General features: G+C 64.6%; 18 protein-coding genes. 12 read left to right on the top strand and 6 right to left on the bottom strand.

The window, feature by feature from the left end:
• Positions 1-285 precede the first annotated feature (285 nt).
• Together L1F06_RS11935 and L1F06_RS11940 are read right to left on the bottom strand one after the other, a co-directional pair.
• Positions 286-1,179: a chemotaxis protein CheV gene (locus tag L1F06_RS11935; RefSeq protein WP_003246921.1), complete on the bottom strand. Its 894-nt coding sequence runs from the start codon at positions 1,177-1,179 to the stop codon at positions 286-288.
• Between the two features lie 60 nt (positions 1,180-1,239).
• Positions 1,240-2,262 (bottom strand): zinc-dependent alcohol dehydrogenase family protein, encoded by a 1,023-nt coding sequence (locus tag L1F06_RS11940; RefSeq protein ID WP_003246922.1) that lies wholly within the window; start codon positions 2,260-2,262, stop codon positions 1,240-1,242.
• 217 nt (positions 2,263-2,479) lie between these two features.
• Between L1F06_RS11940 and L1F06_RS11945 the strand changes: the two genes are divergently transcribed.
• From L1F06_RS11945 to L1F06_RS11975, 7 genes are all read left to right on the top strand, one after another.
• Positions 2,480-3,394 carry a LysR family transcriptional regulator gene (locus L1F06_RS11945; RefSeq protein WP_003246923.1) on the top strand — a complete coding sequence of 305 codons (915 nt, stop codon included), beginning with the start codon at positions 2,480-2,482 and terminating at the stop codon, positions 3,392-3,394.
• Positions 3,395-3,579: 185 nt separating this feature from the next.
• A complete protein-coding gene (locus tag L1F06_RS11950; protein WP_129482747.1) occupies positions 3,580-5,121 on the top strand; it encodes a Fic family protein in 1,542 nt (513 codons plus the stop codon).
• A gap of 170 nt (positions 5,122-5,291) precedes the next feature.
• Complete coding sequence (mexE, locus tag L1F06_RS11955) at positions 5,292-6,530, top strand: multidrug efflux RND transporter periplasmic adaptor subunit MexE (RefSeq protein ID WP_012018579.1); 1,239 nt, start codon at positions 5,292-5,294, stop codon at positions 6,528-6,530.
• A 27-nt stretch (positions 6,531-6,557) separates the two neighbouring features.
• The gene (locus L1F06_RS11960) at positions 6,558-9,737 is read left to right on the top strand and encodes an efflux RND transporter permease subunit (protein WP_129482748.1); all 3,180 of its coding nucleotides are present in this window, start codon (positions 6,558-6,560) and stop codon (positions 9,735-9,737) included.
• Entirely contained in the window at positions 9,734-11,122 is a 1,389-nt protein-coding gene (locus L1F06_RS11965) for an efflux transporter outer membrane subunit (RefSeq protein WP_096826446.1), read from the top strand. Before L1F06_RS11960 ends, L1F06_RS11965 begins: the two co-directional genes overlap by 4 nt.
• A gap of 243 nt (positions 11,123-11,365) precedes the next feature.
• Entirely contained in the window at positions 11,366-12,142 is a 777-nt protein-coding gene (locus L1F06_RS11970; protein ID WP_129482749.1) for an AadA family aminoglycoside 3''-O-nucleotidyltransferase, read from the top strand.
• 31 nt (positions 12,143-12,173) lie between these two features.
• On the top strand, positions 12,174-12,527 hold the full coding sequence (locus L1F06_RS11975; RefSeq protein ID WP_003246929.1) for an MmcQ/YjbR family DNA-binding protein: 354 nt from the start codon (positions 12,174-12,176) through the stop codon (positions 12,525-12,527).
• Here the strand turns inward: L1F06_RS11975 and L1F06_RS11980 are convergent.
• The gene (locus L1F06_RS11980) at positions 12,513-13,235 is read right to left on the bottom strand and encodes a DUF1294 domain-containing protein (RefSeq protein WP_129482750.1); all 723 of its coding nucleotides are present in this window, start codon (positions 13,233-13,235) and stop codon (positions 12,513-12,515) included. The genes L1F06_RS11975 and L1F06_RS11980 overlap by 15 nt on opposite strands.
• The gene (locus L1F06_RS11985) at positions 13,232-14,062 is read right to left on the bottom strand and encodes an undecaprenyl-diphosphate phosphatase (RefSeq protein WP_012018574.1); all 831 of its coding nucleotides are present in this window, start codon (positions 14,060-14,062) and stop codon (positions 13,232-13,234) included. The genes L1F06_RS11980 and L1F06_RS11985 overlap by 4 nt, the downstream gene beginning before the upstream one ends.
• Before the next feature lie 241 nt (positions 14,063-14,303).
• On the opposite strand from L1F06_RS11985, the gene L1F06_RS11990 reads away from it, so the two are divergent.
• Genes L1F06_RS11990 through L1F06_RS12005 form a run of 4 tightly spaced genes read left to right on the top strand, consistent with a single transcriptional unit; the run spans position 14,304 to position 17,727 of the window.
• The gene (locus L1F06_RS11990; protein WP_003246932.1) at positions 14,304-15,938 is read left to right on the top strand and encodes a methyl-accepting chemotaxis protein; all 1,635 of its coding nucleotides are present in this window, start codon (positions 14,304-14,306) and stop codon (positions 15,936-15,938) included.
• A 7-nt stretch (positions 15,939-15,945) separates the two neighbouring features.
• Positions 15,946-16,560 (top strand): hypothetical protein, encoded by a 615-nt coding sequence (locus L1F06_RS11995; protein WP_003246933.1) that lies wholly within the window; start codon positions 15,946-15,948, stop codon positions 16,558-16,560.
• A gap of 49 nt (positions 16,561-16,609) precedes the next feature.
• Complete coding sequence (gene pnuC, locus L1F06_RS12000) at positions 16,610-17,179, top strand: nicotinamide riboside transporter PnuC (protein WP_096826443.1); 570 nt, start codon at positions 16,610-16,612, stop codon at positions 17,177-17,179.
• On the top strand, positions 17,176-17,727 hold the full coding sequence (locus L1F06_RS12005) for an AAA family ATPase (RefSeq protein WP_129482751.1): 552 nt from the start codon (positions 17,176-17,178) through the stop codon (positions 17,725-17,727). The genes pnuC and L1F06_RS12005 overlap by 4 nt, the downstream gene beginning before the upstream one ends.
• Here L1F06_RS12005 and L1F06_RS12010 read toward each other — a convergent pair.
• Both L1F06_RS12010 and L1F06_RS12015 read right to left on the bottom strand, forming a co-directional pair.
• Positions 17,695-18,162, bottom strand: a complete 468-nt coding sequence (locus tag L1F06_RS12010; RefSeq protein ID WP_003246936.1) for a DUF3429 domain-containing protein — start codon at positions 18,160-18,162, stop codon at positions 17,695-17,697. The two genes, L1F06_RS12005 and L1F06_RS12010, sit on opposite strands and share 33 nt — an antisense overlap.
• A 70-nt stretch (positions 18,163-18,232) precedes the next feature.
• Positions 18,233-19,468 carry a sigma-54-dependent transcriptional regulator gene (locus tag L1F06_RS12015; protein WP_129482752.1) on the bottom strand — a complete coding sequence of 412 codons (1,236 nt, stop codon included), beginning with the start codon at positions 19,466-19,468 and terminating at the stop codon, positions 18,233-18,235.
• 227 nt (positions 19,469-19,695) lie between these two features.
• Between L1F06_RS12015 and L1F06_RS12020 the strand changes: the two genes are divergently transcribed.
• Positions 19,696-21,570: a c-type cytochrome gene (locus tag L1F06_RS12020; protein ID WP_129482753.1), complete on the top strand. Its 1,875-nt coding sequence runs from the start codon at positions 19,696-19,698 to the stop codon at positions 21,568-21,570.
• Positions 21,571-21,590 lie beyond the last annotated feature (20 nt).

Here is a 21,590-nt window from a genome sequence, read left to right on the forward strand (position 1 = left end):
CATGACAACCCCTGGCTGGCTGGAAGTGGCGCCCCCAGAATCTGCCGCGCGGACGCAGCCACGGCCGTTTCGGCGCCGCCTCGCTGTCGACGCCCCTGGCCGTCCGGCTTCGGCAGGGCTGGCCACTCAACGCACAGGGGTGTGTTCGCCCGGCGTCGAGCTCGGCGCAGACGAACTCACGCCAGCCGGGCAAGCGCTCAAGCGATTGAACACAGAGGGGGTCGAGCTGGAGTCAGGTAACCGATCAGGCCAGTCCTTGCCGCCCGGCAGCAAGGATCATCCCGCTCAGGAGCGCCCGTCCATCTGCCGGAAGGCGTCCAGCAATGCCTGGGTCAGGTCCACCGAGGAGAACTTGGTCAGCACCGCGTTGGCGCCCACCGAGCGGGCCTTTTCGGTGTTCATGGTGCTGTCCAGCGAGGTATGCAGCAGCACGTAGGTGGCGGCGATATCGGCGCTGCGGCGGATTTCCCGCACTAGGTTGTAGCCGTCCATTTCCGGCATCTCGATATCCGAGACCAGCAGTTCGAACGGCATCTCGGCCTGCTGATAATCATGCAGCTGCTCCAGCGCCGCCTGGGCACTGCGCACGGCCGTGCAGTCGAGGCCGAGTTGGCGCAGCACGTTGAGTGTCTGCTGCAACGCAACCTGGGAATCGTCCACCAGCAGCACTCGGCGCCCCTGCAGCAACTGCTGGTCCCTGCTCTCGAGCAAGCCCTCGATGGGCGCCTGGTCGAGCGCCGGCGCGATGTCGTGCAGCACCTTCTCGATATCGAGGATCTGCACGATGGCGCCGTCGATCTGCGTCACCCCGGTGATGAAGGCGCGGTTGCCGGCAGCCGCGGGCGGCGGACGCACGTCACGCGTCGAGCATTGCACGATGCGCTCGACGCTCTTCACATGCAGCCCCTGCCGCGAACGACTCACTTCGGTGACGATCAGGCAGCCTTCGTCTTCGCTGGAAACACCGCGTTCGCCGATGGCGCGGGCCAGGTCGATCACCGTCAGTGCCGAACCGCGCAGCGTGGCGATGCCGCGCACGTGCGGATGGCGATTGGGCAGTTTGGTCAGAGCCGGGCAAGGAATGATCTCGTTGACCTTGAGCAGGTTGATCCCCAGCAACCTGCCGCTATGCAGACGAAACAACAACAGCGATAGCGCGTCACCGGTGACGAGACTCATGAAACGATCCTTGAACGAACGGTAGGCTTGCTGGATATAGCGACCGCAAGGCCACGGACTTTAATCCGTGGCCAGTTGCAGAGCCACTCGCCCACGATTCGGGCAGGTTTCCATGTAGCGATGAGCCGCGACGAAGTCCTCGAAAGCGAAGACCTTGTCGATCACCGGCGTCAGCAGACGGTCGGCAGTCATCTGGTTGATGTGCGTGAGCGCTCGCTGCACGGCCTCGTTGTTGGGCTCGATGCCCAGCTCCGGGCAACCGGTGAAATCCAGCACGCAGTGACGGAAGAACTGCAGATGCTTCTTGAACGCCGCACAGGCCGGGAACGCCGTGTCGTTGCCGCCGTTGATCCCGTACAGGATCAGCTTGCCACGTGGCGCGGCGATGTCGCCCAGCAGCTTCATCTGCGGACCGGCACACTGGTCGAGGATGATCTCGACGCCCTTGCCTTCGGTGTAGCGCTCCACCTCCAGAACCAGGTCCTGCTCCTCGGTCACGATCACCTTGTCGGCGCCGAGGCCGCGGAGAAACTCGCGATCATCGGCCGAACCGGTGGAGACGATGACCTTGGCGCCCAGCGCCTTGGCCAGTTGCACGGTCTGCGGCGCCATGCAATGGCTGGCCTCGGTGATCAGCACGTGCTGCCCCGGCTTGAGGTGGGCAAGATCATTCAGCGCCAGATAGCCGAACAACAGGCTGGTGTAATGAACGCTGGCCTCGACCGGGCTGAGCACGTCGGGATAACGGGTCAGGGCGTGAGCGGGCATGAGCACCAGATCACCCCAGGTCGGATAACGATTCGGTGTGCTGGCCGGGAAACCGGCCACGGCGGTGCCGACTTCGAAGTCGCTGACGCCTTCGCCCAGCGCGGCCACGCTGCCGGCCAGTTCGAAGCCGATGCCCGACGGGAGCTTGGCCTGCTCGGCCGCCAGGTTCTGCCGCCACAGCACGTCTTTCCAGCCAAGGCCAACGGCCTGCACGCGCACCAGCACTTCACCTGGGCCGGGCACGGGCGTTGGAACCTCCTCGTACTGGAGTACTTCGGCATCGCCGAACTTATGGAAACGGATCATGCGGGACATCGCTTACCTCGAGCTTGATCGCGGATTAACACTTCAATGACTGTGGACTCTATCCGCTGTGGGTCGGCAGCACTATCAGACTCCATCGATAGTCTTCATGCCTGGCAGTGATTCGGCGACTTTCATTCCGTCACGCACTGCCCGTACTATTGCCCAGGCAAAGGCTCTCATTGCCACGCCGTGCTGACAAGGCCCGTTTTCCTCGGATGGTACCCGGATGAACCGCAACGACCTGCGTCGCCTCGACCTGAACCTGCTGATCGTCTTCGAGACCCTGATGCACGAGCGCAGCGTTACCCGGGCTGCGGAGAAGCTGTTCCTGGGCCAGCCGGCCATCAGTGCCGCCCTCGCCCGCCTGCGCACCCTGTTCGATGATCCCCTGTTCGTGCGCACCGGCCGCAGCATGGAGCCGACACCCCGCGCGCAGGAAATCTTCGCCCTGCTCTCGCCGGCACTGGACTCGATTTCCACCGCGGTCAGTCGCGCTGCCGACTTCGACCCGGCCACCAGCAAGGCGGTGTTTCGTGTTGGCCTGTCCGACGACGTGGAGTTCGCCCTGCTCCCCGCCCTGCTCCGCCGTCTGCGCGCCGAGGCCCCGGGCGTGGTTCTGGTGGTTCGTCGCACCAACTACCTGATGATGCCGGGGCTGCTCGCTTCCGGGGAAATCTCCGTGGGCGTGTCCTACACCGAGGAGCTGCCGGCCAATGCCAAACGCAAGGTGTTGCGGCGCAGCAAGGCCAAACTGCTGCGCGCCGACACCGCCCCCGGCGCGCTGAGCCTCGAGGACTATTGCGCCCGCCCTCATGCCCTGGTGTCCTACGCGGGCGACCTCACCGGCTTCATCGATGAGGAACTGGAGAAGGTCGGCTGCAAACGCCATGTGGTACTGGCCGTGCCGCAGTTCAACGGCCTGGCCAGTCTGCTGGCGGAAACCGACATCGTCGCCAGCGTGCCGGACTACACCGCTGCCGCCCTGACGGCCGCCGGCGGCCTGCGCGCCGAGGAGCTGCCACTGGAAACCCCCTCGTTCGAACTGCACATGGCCTGGCGCGGTGCTCAGGACAACGATCCGGCCGAACGCTGGCTGCGTTCGCGCATCCAGATGTTCTGCGGCGATCCGGACAGCCTGTAAGCCTGCCCTGCCGCTCGCGGCTCATCGGGCGTGCCGGCACTAGCTCGTTATTATTTTCGACTAGAACCAACGATTTCTTGTCAAATCCAACTATCCATTAGCGTTTTTGTGCGGCGAGGATTATCGTTTTCGCGCGGCAACGGCTTTTTGTTATCGATTTTTCACTCCAATTAAGGAATTCACTCATGCAGGTTGGCTTCAAGGCACTGGCCGAACGCTACGGTATTGCGCCGGTCCAGCCCCTGCGTGTCGAGTCGCTGATCGGCAGCTCGCGGATGAGTCGCGAGAGCGACGGCCTTATCGAAAACAGGTATCCGGCCAGCTACCAGCCAGCGGACAGCTTCGCCGGCCATTTCGAGTTCGGCTTGAAGTACGAGGAAATTCACCTTGAGTTCTTCGCCCGCCTGTTCGCCGCCGTCGGCCCCGAGCCCATCGAAACCTGGTGCCGGCAAGCGCCGTTCGGCCAGTATGCCCGCCGCACCGGCTTCCTCTATGAGTGGCTGACCGGGCAGCGCCTGGATGTGCCGGACGTCACCAACGGTGGCTACGTCGATGCGATTTCGGCGCAGCACTACCTGACCCGGGTCGAGCCGCTGCGCGCGCGGCGCTGGCGCATCAACGACAATCTGCCCGGCACACCGCACTTCTGCCCGCTGATCCGCCGTACCGAGGCACTGCAGCAGGCGCTGCAGTTCGACCTGGATGCGGCACTGCGCGAACTGAATCAGGCCTTCGGCGCAGACATCCTGCTGCGCACGGCTACCTGGCTGACGTTCAAGGAATCCCGCGCCAGCTTCCTGATCGAGAAAGAGCAGGACCAGGCCGACCGCATCCAGCGTTTCGCCCAGGTGATCGCCAGGTACTGCGGGCATATCGAGGATCCGCTGGGCAACCAGAGCCTGCAGCGACTACAGGCGGGCATTCTCGGCAGCGAAGCGTTCGGCCTGGGTTTGCGGCGTTCGCCGGTGTTCGTCGGCCAGGCCACCATGCGCGAGGACATCGTGCATTACATCGCCCCGCCCTTCGACCACCTGGCGCAGCTGCTCGACGGGCTGAAAGCGTTCGAGACGGCCACCCGCGGCGCCGAACCGCTGGCCCGAGCCGCAGCTATCGCCTTCGCCTTCGTCTACATCCACCCGATGCGTGACGGCAATGGCCGGCTGCACCGCTTCCTGATCAACGACGTGCTGATTCGTGACAAGGCGCTGCCTGACGGCGTGATCCTGCCCGTATCGGCCACGATCACCAGCTCGATCGACTTTCGCGCGCGCTACGACCGCACGCTGGAGGTGTTTTCGCGGCCCTTCATGCAGCGCTATGCCGCGGCCTACCGCTTTGGCGAGCTCAAGGCCTACGAGGATGGCACCCAGAGCAACCTGGTGTTCGACGATTACGACGACGCCCTGTTCGCCTGGCGCTATCCGGACCTGAGCGAACACGTGCTGTACACCGCACAGGTCATCGAACACACCGTGCGCACCGAGATGGCGGATGAAGCGCGAGTGCTGGTAGTTTTCCAGCGTGCCCAGGAGCGCCTGAAAGAGGTGCTGGAAATGCCGGATCAGGACGCCAATCGCATCATCCGCTCGCTCAGGGAGAACGGCTGGCAGCTGTCCGGCAAGCTGAAGAAGGCCTACCCGCAGCTGGAGGACGCCCAGCGCGCGCAGCGGGTCGTGGAGGCCGTGCGCTCGGCCTTCGAAACGCCGCCAGAACAGAGCGATGAATGAGCGCAACTGCAGCCGGGCCCTTGCCAGGGACGAAGCGGCGGGCTGCAACATCGCCATGAGCTGCCAATAATCATTAGCACTGATATTCAACTTCATGGCATTCGATTCGTCGCTGGCCATGCCGCGCAGCAGACTCCGCCCATTCACAAATCCGTCTGGCGGAGTCACCCATGGAACAGCTACACAAGAACATCTGGATATTTCCCCTCGCCCTCGCCGGCCTGGTCCTGCTGAGCGGCTGTGAACAGGCGCCGCAGGCGCAAAACCAGATGCCCGCGGCCAAGGTCAGCGTGGCCGAAGTGATCGAACAGCCGGTCAACGAATGGGATGAGTTCACCGGGCGTCTCGAAGCGCCGCAATCGGTCGAGATTCGCCCGCGCGTCTCCGGTTACATCGACCGCGTCGCCTTCAGCGAAGGCAGCCTGGTGAAGAAAGGCGACCTGTTGTTCCAGATCGATCCGCGTCCGTTCCAGGCCGAGGTCAAGCGCCTCGAAGCCCAGCTGCAGCAGGCCCGTGCCAACCAGGCGCGCGCCGCCAACGAAGCCCGCCGCGGCGAACGCCTGCGCCAGAGCAACGCCATCTCCGCGGAACTCGCCGATGCCCGCGCCAGCGCCGCCACCGAGGCCCAGGCGCAGGTCGCGGCGATCCAGGCGGAACTGGACAACGCCCGCCTCAACCTCGGTTTCACCCGCATCACCTCGCCCATCGACGGTCGCGTCAGCCGCGCCGAAATCACCGAAGGCAACCTGGTCGGCGCCGGCGAAAGCCTGCTGACCTCGGTGGTCTCCACCGACAAGGTCTACGCCTACTTCGACGCCGACGAGCGCGCCTTCCTCAAGTACGTCGAGCTGGCCCGCCAGTCCGGCGCCGACGCCCGCGGCGCCAGCCCGGTGTACCTGGGCCTGTCCGATGAAGCCGGCCACCCGCACCTGGGTCAGCTGGACTTTCTCGACAACCAGGTCAACCCGCGTACCGGCACCATTCGTGGTCGCGCCGTGTTCGATAATCAGGACGGCCGCTTCACCCCCGGTCTGTACGCCCGCCTCAAGCTGGTGGGCAGCAAGCCCTACGCCGCCACCCTGATCAAGGACGAGGCGGTCGGCACCGATCTGGGCAAGAAGTACGTGCTGGTGCTGGGCGAGGACAATGCCGTGGCCTATCGCTCCATCGAACTGGGGCCGAAGCTCGAAGGCCTGCGCATCGTGCGTAGCGGCCTGAGCAAAGGCGAGAAGATCGTGGTCAACGGCCTGCAGCGCGCCATGCCCGGCTCCATCGTCGACCCGCAGCCGGTATCCATGGCCGATGACAGCACCCTCGAACAGCTGGCCCGCATGCGCCAGGCCGTCGATGGCAGCCAGGCCCCGCGCATCGCCGCCGAAAAAATCGAAGCTCGCTCGCCGCGCGGCTGATCCAACCCGCGCCCAGAGGAAAGACCCATGAATTTCTCGCAATTCTTCATCCAGCGGCCGATCTTCGCCGCGGTGCTGTCGCTGCTGATCCTGATCGGCGGCGCCATCTCGCTGTTCCAGCTGCCGATCAGCGAATACCCGGAAGTGGTGCCGCCCACCGTGGTGGTGCGTGCCGATTTCCCCGGTGCCAACCCCAAGGTGATCGGTGAAACCGTCGCCTCGCCGCTGGAGCAGGCCATCGTCGGCGTCGAGGGCATGCTCTACATGTCGTCGCAGTCGACCATCGACGGCCGCCTGACGCTGACCGTGACCTTCGCCCTCGGCACCGATCTGGACAACGCCCAGGTGCAGGTGCAGAACCGCGTCACCCGCACCATGCCGACCCTGCCCACCGAAGTGCAGCGTCTCGGCGTGACCGTGGACAAGGCCTCCCCGGACCTGACCATGGTGGTGCACCTGACCTCGCCGGATCAGCGCTACGACATGCTCTACCTGTCCAACTACGCCGCGCTCAACGTCAAGGACGAGCTGGCGCGCCTGGACGGCGTCGGCGACGTGCAGCTGTTCGGCATGGGCAACTACTCGCTGCGCGTGTGGCTCGACCCGAACAAGGTAGCTTCGCGTGGACTCACCGCCACCGACGTGGTCACCGCCATCCGCGAGCAGAACCGCCAGGTCGCCGCCGGTGCCCTCGGCGCACCGCCTTCCGATGCCGGCAACAGCTTCCAGCTGTCGATCAACGCTCAGGGCCGCCTGGTCTCCGAGGAAGAGTTCGAGAACATCATCATCCGCGTTGGCGACAACGGCGAAATCACCCGTCTGCGCGACATTGCCCGCGTCGAGCTGGGCTCCAACCAGTACGCCCTGCGCTCGCTGCTGAACAACCAGCCGGCCGTGGCCATCCCGGTATTCCAGCGCCCCGGCTCCAACGCCATCGAGATTTCCGACTCGGTGCGCGAGCGCATGGCCGAACTGAAGAAGTCCTTCCCGCAAGGCATGGACTACGAAGTGGTGTATGACCCGACCATCTTCGTGCGCGGCTCCATCGAGGCGGTGGTGCACACCCTGCTCGAAGCCGTGGTGCTGGTGGTGCTGGTGGTCGTGCTGTTCCTGCAGACCTGGCGCGCCTCGATCATCCCCCTGGCTGCCGTGCCGGTATCGCTAATCGGCACCTTCGCGGTCATGCACATGTTCGGCTTCTCGCTCAACGCCCTGTCGCTGTTCGGCCTGGTGCTGGCCATCGGTATCGTGGTGGACGACGCCATCGTCGTGGTGGAGAACGTCGAGCGCAACATCGCCCTGGGCAAATCCCCGGTCGAGGCCACCCGCCAGGCCATGAAGGAGGTGACCGGCCCCATCGTCGCCACCGCTCTGGTGCTGTGCGCCGTGTTCGTGCCGACGGCCTTCATCTCCGGTCTCTCGGGCCAGTTCTATCAGCAGTTCGCCCTGACCATCGCCATTTCCACGGTGATCTCGGCGATCAACTCGCTGACCCTGTCGCCAGCCCTCGCCGCCATCCTGCTCAAGGACCATCACGCACCGAAGGATGGATTCTCGCGCCTGCTCGACAGGCTGTTCGCCGGCTGGCTGTTCACCCCGTTCAACCGCATGTTCGAGCGCGCCAGCAACCGCTACGTCGGCACCGTGCGCCGCGTGCTGCGTGGCAGCAGCATCGCCATGCTGGTCTACGGCGGCCTGCTGGTGCTCGGCTACCTGGGCTTCTCCAGCACCCCGACCGGCTTCGTGCCGCAGCAGGACAAGCAGTACCTGGTGGCCTTCGCCCAGTTGCCGGACGCAGCGACGCTCGACCGTACCGAAGTGGTGATCAAGCGCATGAGCGAAATCGCCAGCAAGCATCCGGGCGTGGAAAACACCGTGGCCTTCCCCGGTCTGTCGATCAACGGCTTCACCAACAGCCCGAACAGCGGCATCGTTTTCGTCACGCTCAAGGACTTCGGCCTGCGCAAGGACGAGAGCCTGTCTGCCGGCGCCATTGCCGCCGAGCTCAACGGCCAGTTCGGTGTGATTCAGGAGGCTTACCTCGCCATCTTCCCGCCGCCGCCGGTACAGGGCCTGGGCACCATCGGTGGCTTCCGCCTGCAGATTCAGGACCGTGGCAACCTGGGCTATGACGAGCTGTACGTGCAGACCCAGAACATCCTCAACAAGGCCCGCCAGTTGCCGGAGCTGAACCCGATGTCGGTGTTCACCAGCTACCAGGTCAACGTGCCGCAGGTCGATGCCGCCATCGACCGCGAAAAGGCCAAGACCCATGGTGTGGCCATCAGCGACATCTTCGACACCCTGCAGGTGTACCTGGGCTCGCTGTACGCCAACGACTTCAACCGCTTCGGCCGCACCTACCAGGTCAACGTCCAGGCCGATCAGCAATTCCGTCTGGAACCGGAGCAGATCGGTCAGCTCAAGGTGCGCAACAACCGTGGCGAGATGGTGCCGCTGTCGACCTTCGTCAAGGTCGATGACAGCGCAGGTCCCGATCGGGTGATGCACTACAACGGCTTCCTCACCGCCGAGATCAACGGTGCCGCCGCGCCGGGCTACAGCTCGGGCCAGGCCGAGGCGGCCATCGCCAAGCTGCTCAATGAGGAACTGCCGATCGGCATGACCTTCGAGTGGACCGATCTGACCTACCAGCAGATCCTCGCCGGCAATACCGCGATCTTCATCTTCCCGCTCTGCGTGCTGCTGGCCTTCCTCGTGCTGGCCGCCCAGTACGAAAGCTGGAGCCTGCCGCTGGCGGTGATCCTGATCGTGCCCATCGTGCTCTTCACCGCCATCACCGGGGTGATCATTGCCGGGCTCGACAACAACATCTTTACCCAGATCGGCCTGATCGTGCTGGTGGGCCTGGCCTGCAAGAACGCCATCCTGATCGTCGAGTTCGCCAAGGAGAAACAGGAAGAGGGTCTCGACCGCGTCGCAGCGGTGCTGGAAGCCTGCCGCCTGCGTCTGCGCCCGATCCTGATGACATCCATCGCCTTCATCATGGCCGTGGTGCCGCTGGTGCTGTCCAGCGGTGCGGGCGCCGAGATGCGCCATGCCATGGGCGTGGCGGTGTTCTCCGGGATGATCGGCGTGACCTTCTTCGGCCTGCTGCTGACTCCGGTGTTCTATGTCCTGATCCGCGGCTTCGTCGAAAAACGCGAAGCGCGCAAAGTCGCCCGTCTGCAGGAGTCGCATGCATGAAAGCCTTTGCCCCCGCCCTCCTGGCCCTGGCGCTGTCGGCCTGCGCCGTCGGCCCGGACTATCGAGCGCCCGTGACCGACCCTGCGCGCATTGCCGCGCTGGAGGCGGCCGATTACGACCGCAGCCGCTTCGAAGCCGCCTGGTGGCAGCAGTTCGACGATCCGACGCTGAACCAGCTGGTGCAGCGTTCGCTGCAGGACAACCGCGAGCTGCGCGTGGCCTTCAACCGCCTGCGTGCGGCTCGGGCGATCCGCGATGACGTGGCCAACGACCGCCTGCCCACCGTCACCAGCCGCGCCAGCGGCGAGTTCGGCAAGGCGCAGCAGCCACCGGTCAGCGAGGAGCGCATCCGTCAGGAACGCTACGACCTGGGCCTGGACATGGCCTGGGAGCTGGACCTGTTCGGCCGCATCCAGCGCCAGCTGGAAGCCAGCGAGGCGCGCATCGAAGTGGCCGAGGCCGACTACTACCAGTTGCAGGTCAGCCTGATCGCCGAACTGGTCGATGCCTACGGCACCCTGCGTGGCGCACAGCTGCGCGAAAGCATTGCCCGCGAGAACCTGAAGAACCAGCAGGACTCGCGCGGCATCACCGAACAGCTGCGCGACGCCGGCGTCGGCAACGAACTGGACGTGCTGCGCGCCGATGCCCGCCTGGCCGCCACCGAAGCCAGCCTGCCGCAACTGCAGGCGCAGCAGGTGCGCGCGCAGAACCGCATCGCCACCCTGCTCGGCCAGCGCCCGGAACAGCTGCAGATCGACCTGTCGCCCAAACCCCTGCCGGTGATCGCCAAGGCCTTGCCCATCGGCAACCCGAGCGAACTGCTGCGCCGTCGCCCGGATATCCAGGCGGCCGAGCGGCAACTGGCGGCGGCCACGGCCGAGGTCGGCGTGGCGACGGCGGATCTGTTTCCGCGGGTCAGCCTCTCCGGCTTTCTCGGCTTTACCGCCGGGCGCGGTTCGCAGCTGGGTTCGTCAGCAGCCCGCGCCTGGGGCGTAGCGCCGAGCATCAGCTGGGCGGCCTTCGACCTGGGCAGCGTACGAGCACGCCTGCGCGGCGCCGAAGCCGAGGCCGATGGCGCGCTGTCGCAGTACGAACAGCAGGTGCTGCTGGCGCTGGAAGAATCGGAAAACGCCTTCAGCGACTATGCCAAACGCCAGCAGCGCCTGGTTTCCCTGGTGCGCCAGGCCGAAGCCAGCCGCGCGGCTGCCGACCAGGCGGCGATTCGTTATCGCGAAGGCACGGTGGACTTCCTCGTTCTGCTGGACGCCGAGCGCGAGCGCCTGGCCGCCGAAGACGCCCAGGCCGCGGCCGAAGTCGAGCTGTACAGCGGCATCGTCGCGATCTACAAGGCGCTCGGCGGCGGCTGGCAGCCACAGGCCTGAATCTGCTCTCCCCGGTCGGCAGCCCTGCCGACCCTCCTCAGCCCCGGAGTCGATGCTCAGGGGCTTTTTTTTGCGCTCAGCTATCCCGGCATCCCAAGGGAGCCACGCAGATAATCCTGCCAGACACCTCAGATGGCGTGGAACGCTATCAGGGACCAGACCCGGGCTTCGGGAACCCGCATCTGCGAGACGAGGCCGAACGGCGGTAAAGTGCAGCGCAACCTGAAACGCAATGGCGAAAACATGAACCTGCAGATCAGCAATGCCCTCACCCTCCTGCATCATCACCTTGGCGACAACCTGCTGGCGGTGCATCTGTTCGGTTCCGCCGTCAGCGGCGGCCTCAAACCGGCAAGCGACATCGATCTGCTGGTCACCGTCCGCACGCCCCTGAGCGACAGCACACGCAAGGCCCTGATGACCGACCTGCTGAGGCTGTCGGCCTGGCCGGCCACCGCGCACCTGCGCCCGCTGGAGGTGACGCTGCTGGTGCACGACGCCGTGCGGCCCTGGCGTTATCGGCCGATGCGCGAACTGCAGTTCGGCGAATGGCTGCGCGACGAGCTGCAGGCGGGTCGCTTCGAGCCGGCCATGGCTGATCATGACCTGGCCATCCTGCTGAGCAAGGCGCGTCAGCACGCTATCAGCCTGCTGGGCCCGCCGGCTGCCGAACTGTTCGAGCCGGTGCCTGAGGCGGACATGATTCACGCCCTGCACGACACCGCGGCGCAATGGAACGGACCGGACGACTGGCTGGGCGATGAGTGCAACGTGGTCCTGGCCCTGGCACGCATCTGGCTGACGCTGAGCAGCGGCGAGATCGCTGCCAAGGACGTGGCGGCCGACTGGCTGCTCGAGCGCTTGCCCCCTGAGCACCGGCCGCTGCTGGAAACCGCGCGAGACGTCTATCTGGGCCAGGCCAGGGATGACCTGGCTCAGCGGCCCCAGGCACTGGCCGCTTTCATCGGTTATGCCCGGCGCCAGATCGAGCGGCTACGCAGCGAGTCGGCCAACCGATAGACTGCCGTTTCGACCAGCGATGGACATGCCCATGACGCCCGACCAGATCGCCAGCTTCTGCCTCAGCCTGCCGGGCGCCCGCGAAGACCTCAAGTGGGGCAGCAACCGGGTGTTCTCGGTAGCCGGCAACAAGATGTTCGCCATCCTCGATTTTCTGGGCGAGGATCTGGCCTTCAAGGTCGATCACGACCTCTTTCTCGGCTACGTCGACCGCCCCGGCATTCGCCCCGCGCCCTATCTGGCGCGAGCGCACTGGGTCAGCATGAGCGCCCGCCAGCTACCGCTTGGCGACCAAGAGCTGCGCCAGTTGCTGACCCGTTCCCATCAGTTGGTGGTACGCCGACTGCCCAAGCGCCTGCAGCCCGGTCTGCTACTGGACGAATAGCGGGATATGGCGGGCGACGTAGGCGCCGTCGAGCAGCAGCCAATCGATCCACAACAGTTGATGCGCCGCGACGATCAGCCAGAACAGCGCCTGATAGGAGGCCTTGCGCGTCTTGTGGCGGAAGGTCTGCTGAGCGACCAGCGCACCCGGCCAGCCACCGATCAGCTCCACCAGATGCAGGGTGTTTTCCGGCGTGCGTCGGCCGCCACTCTGAGCGCTGCGTTTATCCAGCCAGTACTGCAGGAAACTCAGCAGGCTGGCCAGCAGATAAAGCGGCAATATCCACCAGAGCCCCTTGCCGAACAGCGTCACGCAGCCGAGCAATGGCAGGATGCACAGCAAAGCGAGCACCAAGGCCTTGCTGGAAAAGTTATGGATGGAGCCTTGAGTCGATGATCGGTGTGTGGATTTGGCAGCAGCCTTGCGCACTACCGGTGCCGCCGTGCCGGGCGTTTTCGGTTTGCGCCGGATCGCCGGCCGATCAAGGCTCAGTTCACCGGCCAGGCGCAGGTGTTCGGCACGCGGCCGACCGCGCGGATCACGCCCGGCGACGAACAGCACCTCGTCACCCGGCTGCGGGCGGCGGTCGCCGCGCATCGCCGAGATATGAGCGAAAACCTCGGCTCCACCGTCTTGCGGCTGGATGAAACCAAAACCCTTGGCGTCATCCCAACTTCTCAGGCGCCCTTTGCGTTCGTTGCCGCTCACGGTTGCGCCGTGCTCCAGTCGATCAGGTGCAGTTGCCAGGTGGCGAGAATCACCAGACCGAAGGCAATGCGGTACCAGGCGAACACGGCATAGCTGTGATTGGCGATGAACTTGAGCAAGGCGCGCACGGTGATCATCGCCACGATGAAGGTGCTGACGAAGCCGATGGCAAAAATCGGCAGATCGCTCCACTGCAGGATGTCGCGGTACTTGAACAGCGAGTAGACCGTGGCGGCGATCATGGTCGGCATCGCCAGAAAGAAGGAGAACTCCGTGGCCGCCTTGCGCGACAGGCCGAACACCAGCCCGCCGATGATGGTCGCCCCGGAACGGGATGTTCCCGGAATCAGCGCCAGGCATTGCGCGAAGCCGACCTTCAGCGCCAGCTTCCAGGTCATGTCATCGACCGACTCGGCCTGGATGGCGTGCTCACGTTTCTCCGCCCAGAGCATGATGATGCCGCCCACGATCAAGGCGGTGGCCACCGTGATCGGATTGAACAGCCAGTGTTCGATCAGATCGGCAAAGGCCAGGCCGAAAACCACAGCCGGAATGAAGGCCAGCAGCAGGTTGAAGGTGAAGCGCTGCGCACGCGGCTCGCTGCGCAGCCCCAGCACCACACCGAGCACCCGCGCGCGGAATTCCCACATCACCGCCAGAATGGCGCCGAGCTGGATGATGATCTTGAACGCTGTAGCGGTTTCTCCGTTGAAGCCCAGCAGATCGCCGACCACGATCAGGTGACCGGTGCTGGAAATTGGCAAGAACTCGGTCAGGCCTTCCACTATGCCCAGGATCAGGGCCTGAAAGGCCATCCAGATATCCATCGATTCCCCCAAACGCGGCAAGTGCCTTACGAGTAAAACTGAAGCAAAAGTCCCGGCCCTGGGACACAGCCCCGTCGCACAGGTTCCTTGCGACGGCGCGCCCGGCGACTATTCAGTTTTTTGCCGAGCGGCCGAGATGCTAACAGACAACTAACATGAATGATGCGTCGAGGTGACAGCGCTGCCCAATAGCCGTTCCAGACGCCTCAGCCCGACAATTACAACAATCAGGAATTTCTTCATGAACAGTTTGCGTAGTCTTCCCATCAGCCGTCGTCTGTGGCTGATTCTGGCGCTGGCCATCCTGATGTTGGTGCTTCAGGGCGCCTATATGCTGCGGCAGATCAATCTCGATCTGTACGCCAGCAAGGCCGAGAAGACCGAGCACGTGGTGCAGAGCGCGGCCGGCATCCTCAAGCATTACCAGGGCCTGGAAAGCGCCGGCAGCCTGAGCCGCGAGGAAGCGCAGAAGCAGGCGATGGAAGTCATCCGCGGTCTGCGCTACGACGGCCAGGAGTACTTCTGGATCAATGACCAGACCCCGGTCATGCTCATGCATCCGATGAATGCCAAGCTCGAGGGGCAGAACCTTTCCGGTTTCAAGGATCCGGACGGCAAGGCGCTGTTCAACGAGATGGTCGCCATCACCCGCAGCCAGGGCGCTGGCCAGGTCGACTACCGCTGGCCGAAACCTGGCGCCACTGACCCGGTACCGAAGATCTCCTACGTCGAACTCTTTCAGCCCTGGGGCTGGATCATCGGCTCCGGCGTGTATGTGGACGATGTCCAGGCCGAATTCAGGACGCAGGCGATGCGTGCGGTGGGCATGGGTCTGCTGATCGTGCTGCTGCTGACCGCTCTGGTCGTGCTGATTACCCGCAGTATCGCGCAGCCCTTGCAAATAGCGGTAGACGCCATGGCCAACATCGCCAGCGGTGAAGGCGATCTGACCCGCAACCTCGACACTCATGGCCGCGACGAACTCACTGCCCTGGCCACGCATTTCAATGCCTTTACCGACAAGCTGCGTCGGGTGATCGGCCAGCTGCTCGAATCCGCCGGCTCGCTGGATCAGGCCGCGCGCTCGCTGGGTGACATTTCCAGCGAAGCACAGCGACACAGCCAGCAACAGGCGCAGCAGATGGAGCTGGTGGCCACGGCGGTCAACGAAGTGACCTATGGCGTGCAGGACGTGGCGAAGAACGCCGAGCATGCCTCCAGCGAAATGCATACGGCCGAAGAACAGGCCAGCCAGGGCCAGCAGAACATCAATGCCAGCCTGCGCCAGATCGACCAGCTTTCCGGGACCATCGACAAGGCCGTGGAGGTGATCCAGTCGCTGGCCAGCGAAAGCACGCAGATCGGCAGCGTGCTGGAGGTGATCCGCTCGATCGCCGAACAGACCAACCTGCTCGCCCTGAATGCCGCCATCGAAGCGGCCCGCGCCGGCGAGCAGGGTCGCGGCTTCGCCGTGGTCGCCGACGAGGTCCGCTTGCTGGCACAGCGCACGCAGCAGTCCACCGCCGAGATCCAGGGCATGATCGAACGCCTGCAGAGCAATTCCGAGGCGGCGGTCAAGGTCATCCATGACAGCAGCCGTGCGTCACAATTAACGGTGGAACAGGCAAGCCAGGCTGGCGAAAGTCTGGCGCAGATCGCACAATCGCTGCGCAATCTGACCGGGCTCAACGCCTCGATCGCCAGCGCCACCCTGCAGCAGTCGCACGTGGTGGAAGACATCAATCAGAACGTCACGCAGACGGCCGCTCTCGCCCATAACACGGCCGAAGCCGCCGAACAGTCGAGTGCGGCCAGCCAGCATCTGAAACAGCTGGCCGATCAGCTCGGTCGCCTGCTGGGACAGTTCCGCATATGAGAAAAGCATGAGCAGCATGGAGCACCAGGAGGTCGACTTCAGCCGACCGCAGAATCAGGATCTGATCTGGGACCTGGACAGCATGGCCCGCCGCGAGCTGGCCGAGCGCTTCATCAAGCTGTTCGAGAATCGCTTGTGCGTCTATTCCGAGTCGGTGGGCCAGCTGTATACCAACTACAGCCTGCACTTCCCCACCGATCTCGGCCGCAAGATGGTGGTGCTGCCCAACCCCTATGCCTTCCACGACACCCTGCACGGCATCGAGAGCCAGGCCATTCGCAAGACCGGCCTGTGCGTGCTGCCGGGCAAGGTGCTGGGCAAGCCGGGCCTGCTGCTCAGCACGCAGATCAAGGACGGCGGCCCCACGCCCAAGACGATGCCCTTCAAGCCCGCGCTGGCGCAGATCATCAGCAACCAGAAGAAGATTGGCGACGTCTTCCTGCCGGTGCTGATGAAGGGCGACCTGCGCGAGTTCGACCAGCAGATGCCATATCTCCATCTGCACCGCCTGCAACTGGCGCGCCTGCCGCGATTGTCCAGCTTCGAACGCGAGGACATCCAGCAGACCATCACCCGCAAGCTGCTGATGCTCTACCGGCAGGCCGACAGCCTGGTGTGCTGAGGTCGGGCAGATCAGTACAATCGCTCCCTTTTCCTGACGAGGGCGCCAGATGTCCTGGCTCGAACTGATTGCCGCCGGGCTCGGCATCCTTGCGGTCTGGCTGACGGTGCGGCAGAACCCCTGGTGCTGGCCCATCGGCCTGATCATGGTGCTGCTCTACGCCTGGCTGTTCTACGACTGGCGGCTGTATTCCAACCTTCTGTTGCAGGTGCTGTTCGCTGCGTTGCAACTCTATGGCTGGTGGCAATGGACCCGCGGCGGCGAGCGGCATGACGGGCGCACCGTCAGTCGCCTGCGGCCGGCCGGCGTGCTCACGGGGCTGCTGGCGGGCAGCATCGGCGCGCTGGCGCTGGGCTACCTGATGGCCACCCATACCGATGCCAGCTCGCCCTGGCTGGACGCCGCTCTCACCGCCTTCAGTCTGGTCGCACAGTTATGGATGGCGCAGAAGCGCCTGCAGTGCTGGGCACTGTGGGTGGTGGTGGACCTGTGCTACGTGGCGTTCTTCCTGCACAGCGGCCTGTACCTGACCGCCGCGCTGTACGCCGCGTTCACCCTGCTGGCCATCAGCGGCTGGCTGAGCTGGCGTCGCGACCCGGCCATCTGGGGCAGTCGATGAAGATTCTGGTATTGACTGGACCGGAATCCAGCGGCAAGAGCTGGCTGGCAGGCGAGATACAGGCACGCTTCGGCGGCGTGGTGGTGGGCGAATACGTGCGCCACTTCATCGAACGCGAGCAACGCGACACCTGCTACGCCGATATCCCGGCCATCGCCCGCGGCCAACTGGCCTGGGAAGATGCTGCCCGCGCAGCGGCGCCGGCCTTGCTGATCCTCGACACGCATCTGCTGAGTAACATGCTGTGGAGCCACAGCCTGTTCGGCGACTGCCCGGCCTGGCTGGAGCAGGAGCTGTGCGCGCGCCAGTACGACCTGCATCTGCTGCTCGATCCGCAGGGCGTGCCCTGGGTGGAAGATGGCCAGCGCTGCCAGCCGCAATTGCAGGAGCGCCTGGCCTTTCATCAGGCCTGTCGACATTGGCTGACCAGCAACGATCAGCCCTTCTGCGAACTGACCGGCGGCTGGACGGCGCGCCGGCAGGCTGCGCTGGAGAAGGTTGCCGAGCTGCTGGGCTCAGCGAATCAGCACACTGGCCCAGGCCAGTAGCAGACTGCCGCAGACCACCAGCGTCAGGGGTGTGCGTAACGCCGGATACCACTGCGGCGCCAGCCCGACCCGCACCGCATGCATGTCGGCCAGATAGAGGCCGATGAAGGCGAAGAGGAAGATCGGCAAGGTGAAGGCCATGGGCAAGCCACTGGCCAGCGCCGCCCAGCCGAGCATCGGGGGGATCACCGACAGGCCAAGCTGCAGCTGAGCGTTCTCGTCGGTCTCCTCCGCACGCATCGCCAGGCCCCAGTGAATGGCGCCCATGAAGGCGAGAATCACTGCAGCGAAATCCAGCAGTGCGTTCAGCACGAACGGCCGCCAGCCCAGCGGAATCACCCAGATGCCCAGTGCGCCGCCCACGAAAGGCACCAGGCCGGCATAACCCAGCAGCATGGCAAGTTTCGGGGGCTTATCGGCATCGAACGGGTGCATGGCAATCTCCTTGGCGAAACATTCGCTGAGCACCTTAACAGTGTTTCGCCGACGATACAGCCGAAGGCTGTCAGCGCAGGCGATGCTTGTGCAGCAGCCGGTAGAAGGTCGGGCGGGAAATACCCAGGGTGCGGGCCGCCTGGCTCATGTTGTTGGCATGGCGCGCCAGGGCATCGTTCAACGCCTGGCGCTCGGCCCGCAGAATGTAGTCCTGCAGCGTGGTCACCGCGGCGCCCGGCCCCCGTCCGGCCTCGAGCCCCAGATCACCCGCGAGAATCTGCCGTCCCTGGGCGAGCACCAGGGACCGTACCACCCGATTGCACAGCTCACGCACATTGCCGGGCCAGGCATGTTCGACCATGGCATCGACAGCCTCTTCGCTGAAATGCCGATGCCTGCGCCCGATTACCGCGCCATGCAGTTTGGCGAAATGTTCGGCCAGCAGCAGCATGTCGCTGCGCTGCTCGCGTAGCCGGGGCGTCTGCAAGCGCACGTCAGCGAGCATCCGATAGAGGTCCTCGCGAAAGCGCCCCTGGCGCACCGACTCTTCCAGCTCGCCACGACTGATGCTGATCAGGTGCAGCCCTGGATGGGTGTGCAGATGCTGCAACAGATGCTGCTGGGTCGGCGCGGACAATGTGGCCAGGCCCTCGAGCAGCAGCGTGCCTGTCGCCGCCACGGCCAGCGCACCCGCATGCCCGGGCCGGTCGAACAGCGCCTCGGCCTGCCCGGCGCAATCCAGACGCTGCAGGGCATGGCCGGCGCGTGAAGAGCGCTCATGCAGCAGGCGCGCCAGCAGCGTCTTGCCGCTGCCGCGTTCGCCGCTGATCAGCAGCGGCCTGGGCACCTCGCTCAACTGCTCCAGTTGCTTGCGCAGCGTACGCGCCTGGGCGCCGTTGCCCAGAAATTGACGCGCCTGCCGCTCGCCCTGCAGGCTGCGCAGGCGCGCGTTCGCCTGCGCCTGCGAGAGCGTTTCCATCAGATTTTCCGGGGTGGTGGGCAGCGCCAGGGCAGCAAAGAACCATTCGCCGATCAATTCGGCGATCTCGCCCCGCTCCAGGGTCTGCGAATCCAGCACCGCCACCCAGCTGGCCTCCATGCTGCGCAGCTGAGCCAGCAGCGGCGCCAGCGGCTGCTCGTGCAGATGAATCAGCACCACATCGCCGGAGCTGCCCTGCAGAGACTGCAGTGTGCCGCGGCGCAGCGCCCAACCTGCCTCCTGCAGAGGAAGGAGTAGTTGTTCGCACGCGCCTAGCGGCTCGACCACCAGTAATTGCCGGGATGCGACGGAAACGACATCCAACATACCCCTTCCTTGGCGCCATTATTTTGTAATATCAATAAAAACAATGATTTGGCGCGCACAACTGTAACGCTAGCAAGAACTTTGACACTGCATAAACCATTTCTCTATATCGCTTGTTCCAGTTGGTTATTGCAGGAGTTTCATGTTCATGGCGATGGCAACTTGCCAAGCGTCTGCAGGATTGGCATAACAGGGCCACTAATAAGAACGCCACAAGGAAGTCTCCGATGCGTCTGCTCCGCCGTACCCTGAAGCTGGTTCTGGTGCTGGTACTGATCGGTCTGGCGGTAGTGCTCTATTACGTCGCCAACCCGAACCTGCCCAGGTTCGAGCCGCCCGAACAGCTGCACTATCTGCAGCAGTGGAGCGACGAGCAGCGCCAGACCTATTACTACACCCCTCAGGGCACCACGGTTAAAGGCCTGCGCTACGACTGGTTCGTCGCCCTGGAAATGCCCTTCGGCAGCGAGAAATTCGCGCGCCCTGACTATCTCGCCCGCTTCGGTTTTCTTACCGATCCCAAGCAACGCGCCACTTCTCTGAACCCCGGCAATCTGCCGGTCGGCTTCGCCCGCCATCAGGACAACGAGAGCGGCGAGCACTTTCTGGATATCAGTTGCGCCGCCTGTCACACCGGCGAACTGCGCTACCAGGGCCAGGCGGTGCGTATCGACGGCGGCGCCGCCCTGCATTCACTGGCCTCGACGGTACCGACCCTGCGCGGCGGGGGCTTCGGCCAGGCGCTGGGCATGAGCATGGCCTTCACCTATTACAACCCGCTCAAGTTCCGCCGTTTCGCTCAGGAGGTGCTTGGCGATCGTTACGCGCAGGATCGTGATCGCCTGCGCCAGGACTTCAAGCAGGTGCTCGATCGCCTGCTGGCCACTGCCGCCAATGACTGGCACCGCGGCCTCTATCCAACGGAAGAAGGCTTCGGCCGTACCGATGCGTTCGGCCGTATCGCCAATACCGTATTCGGCGATGCACTGGACGAAGCCAACTACCGCATCGCCAATGCACCGGTCAGCTACCCGCACCTGTGGGATATCTGGAAGTTCGACTGGGTGCAATGGAATGGCTCTGCCATGCAGCCGATGGCGCGCAACGTCGGCGAGGCTCTGGGGGTAGGCGCCAGCCTGCACCTGCTCGACGAGCATGGCCAAGGCGTCACGGAGGCCGACCGCTATGCCTCCAGCGTGCGTCTGCACGACCTCTATACGCTGGAGGAAACCCTCAAGCAGCTGCAGCCACCGCAGTGGCCCGAGGCGATCTTCGGCAAGATCGATCTGCCCCTGGCCAGCCGCGGCAAAGCCCTGTACAGCGAAAACTGCGCCTACTGCCACGCCCCCAATCCCAAGCCGCGCGAGCAGCGACTGGCCCCTGCGCGCGATCCGGAATGGAAGATGCGCATCGTGCCGACCGACATAGTCGGTACCGACCCGACCACGGCCGACAACATCGCCGATCACCGCTTCGACATCAGTCGTCTGGGCTGGACCAAGGCCGAGCTGTCGCGTCTGGATGTGCAACTGTTCGGCGCCAGCCTCGACGAGGTCGACTTCAAGAGCATCTCCAGCGCCAAGGCCCTGGCCTACATCACCGCCTACGTGGAAAACCGCGCCTACCAGGATGCCGGCATCAGCCCGCGGCAGCGCTGGCGCATGGACGGTTACGGCCTGTCGATCGGCGTGCAGGAGAAACGCGGCTACAAGGCGCGCCCGCTCGACGGCATCTGGGCCACCCCGCCCTTCCTGCACAACGGTTCGGTGGCCAACCTGTTCGAGCTGTTGTCGCCGGTGTACGAACGGCAGACCCGCTTCTGGGTCGGCAACTTCGAGTTCGATCCGGTACGGGTCGGTTACCGCAGCGAAGCGTTCCCCGGCGGCTTCCTGTTCGACACGCGGGTAACCGGCAATGGCAACGGCGGCCATGAGTTCCGCGATGGCTGTCGCCAGCAGGGAGTGATAGGCCGTGCACTGGCGCCGGATGAGCGCCTGGCGGTGATCGAATATCTCAAGGTGCTCGGCAACGACGGGTTGGAAGCCCAGCTCACCGAAGTGCCGGCAAAAGCCTGGACACCCGGCCCCAGTTGCGAAGGCTGACCCCACTGACGCGTTCCGGA

It is taken from the genome of Pseudomonas hydrolytica (assembly GCF_021495345.1).
GTDB lineage: Bacteria > Pseudomonadota > Gammaproteobacteria > Pseudomonadales > Pseudomonadaceae > Aquipseudomonas > Aquipseudomonas hydrolytica.

What these genes read in the sequence shown, in the direction of transcription:
- L1F06_RS11950 (WP_129482747.1), top strand. Translation starts at nt 3,580, where the DNA reads ATGCAGGTTGGCTTCAAGGCACTGGCCGAACGCTACGGTATTGCGCCG.
- L1F06_RS11985 (WP_012018574.1), bottom strand. Translation starts at nt 14,062, where the DNA reads ATGGATATCTGGATGGCCTTTCAGGCCCTGATCCTGGGCATAGTGGAA.
- L1F06_RS12010 (WP_003246936.1), bottom strand. Translation starts at nt 18,162, where the DNA reads ATGCACCCGTTCGATGCCGATAAGCCCCCGAAACTTGCCATGCTGCTG.
- L1F06_RS12015 (WP_129482752.1), bottom strand. Translation starts at nt 19,468, where the DNA reads ATGTTGGATGTCGTTTCCGTCGCATCCCGGCAATTACTGGTGGTCGAG.
- L1F06_RS11945 (WP_003246923.1), top strand. Translation starts at nt 2,480, where the DNA reads ATGAACCGCAACGACCTGCGTCGCCTCGACCTGAACCTGCTGATCGTC.
- L1F06_RS12005 (WP_129482751.1), top strand. Translation starts at nt 17,176, where the DNA reads ATGAAGATTCTGGTATTGACTGGACCGGAATCCAGCGGCAAGAGCTGG.
- L1F06_RS11940 (WP_003246922.1), bottom strand. Translation starts at nt 2,262, where the DNA reads ATGTCCCGCATGATCCGTTTCCATAAGTTCGGCGATGCCGAAGTACTC.
- L1F06_RS11975 (WP_003246929.1), top strand. Translation starts at nt 12,174, where the DNA reads ATGACGCCCGACCAGATCGCCAGCTTCTGCCTCAGCCTGCCGGGCGCC.
- L1F06_RS11995 (WP_003246933.1), top strand. Translation starts at nt 15,946, where the DNA reads ATGAGCAGCATGGAGCACCAGGAGGTCGACTTCAGCCGACCGCAGAAT.
- pnuC (WP_096826443.1), top strand. Translation starts at nt 16,610, where the DNA reads ATGTCCTGGCTCGAACTGATTGCCGCCGGGCTCGGCATCCTTGCGGTC.
- L1F06_RS12020 (WP_129482753.1), top strand. Translation starts at nt 19,696, where the DNA reads ATGCGTCTGCTCCGCCGTACCCTGAAGCTGGTTCTGGTGCTGGTACTG.
- L1F06_RS11965 (WP_096826446.1), top strand. Translation starts at nt 9,734, where the DNA reads ATGAAAGCCTTTGCCCCCGCCCTCCTGGCCCTGGCGCTGTCGGCCTGC.
- L1F06_RS11960 (WP_129482748.1), top strand. Translation starts at nt 6,558, where the DNA reads ATGAATTTCTCGCAATTCTTCATCCAGCGGCCGATCTTCGCCGCGGTG.
- L1F06_RS11990 (WP_003246932.1), top strand. Translation starts at nt 14,304, where the DNA reads ATGAACAGTTTGCGTAGTCTTCCCATCAGCCGTCGTCTGTGGCTGATT.
- L1F06_RS11935 (WP_003246921.1), bottom strand. Translation starts at nt 1,179, where the DNA reads ATGAGTCTCGTCACCGGTGACGCGCTATCGCTGTTGTTGTTTCGTCTG.
- L1F06_RS11970 (WP_129482749.1), top strand. Translation starts at nt 11,366, where the DNA reads ATGAACCTGCAGATCAGCAATGCCCTCACCCTCCTGCATCATCACCTT.
- mexE (WP_012018579.1), top strand. Translation starts at nt 5,292, where the DNA reads ATGGAACAGCTACACAAGAACATCTGGATATTTCCCCTCGCCCTCGCC.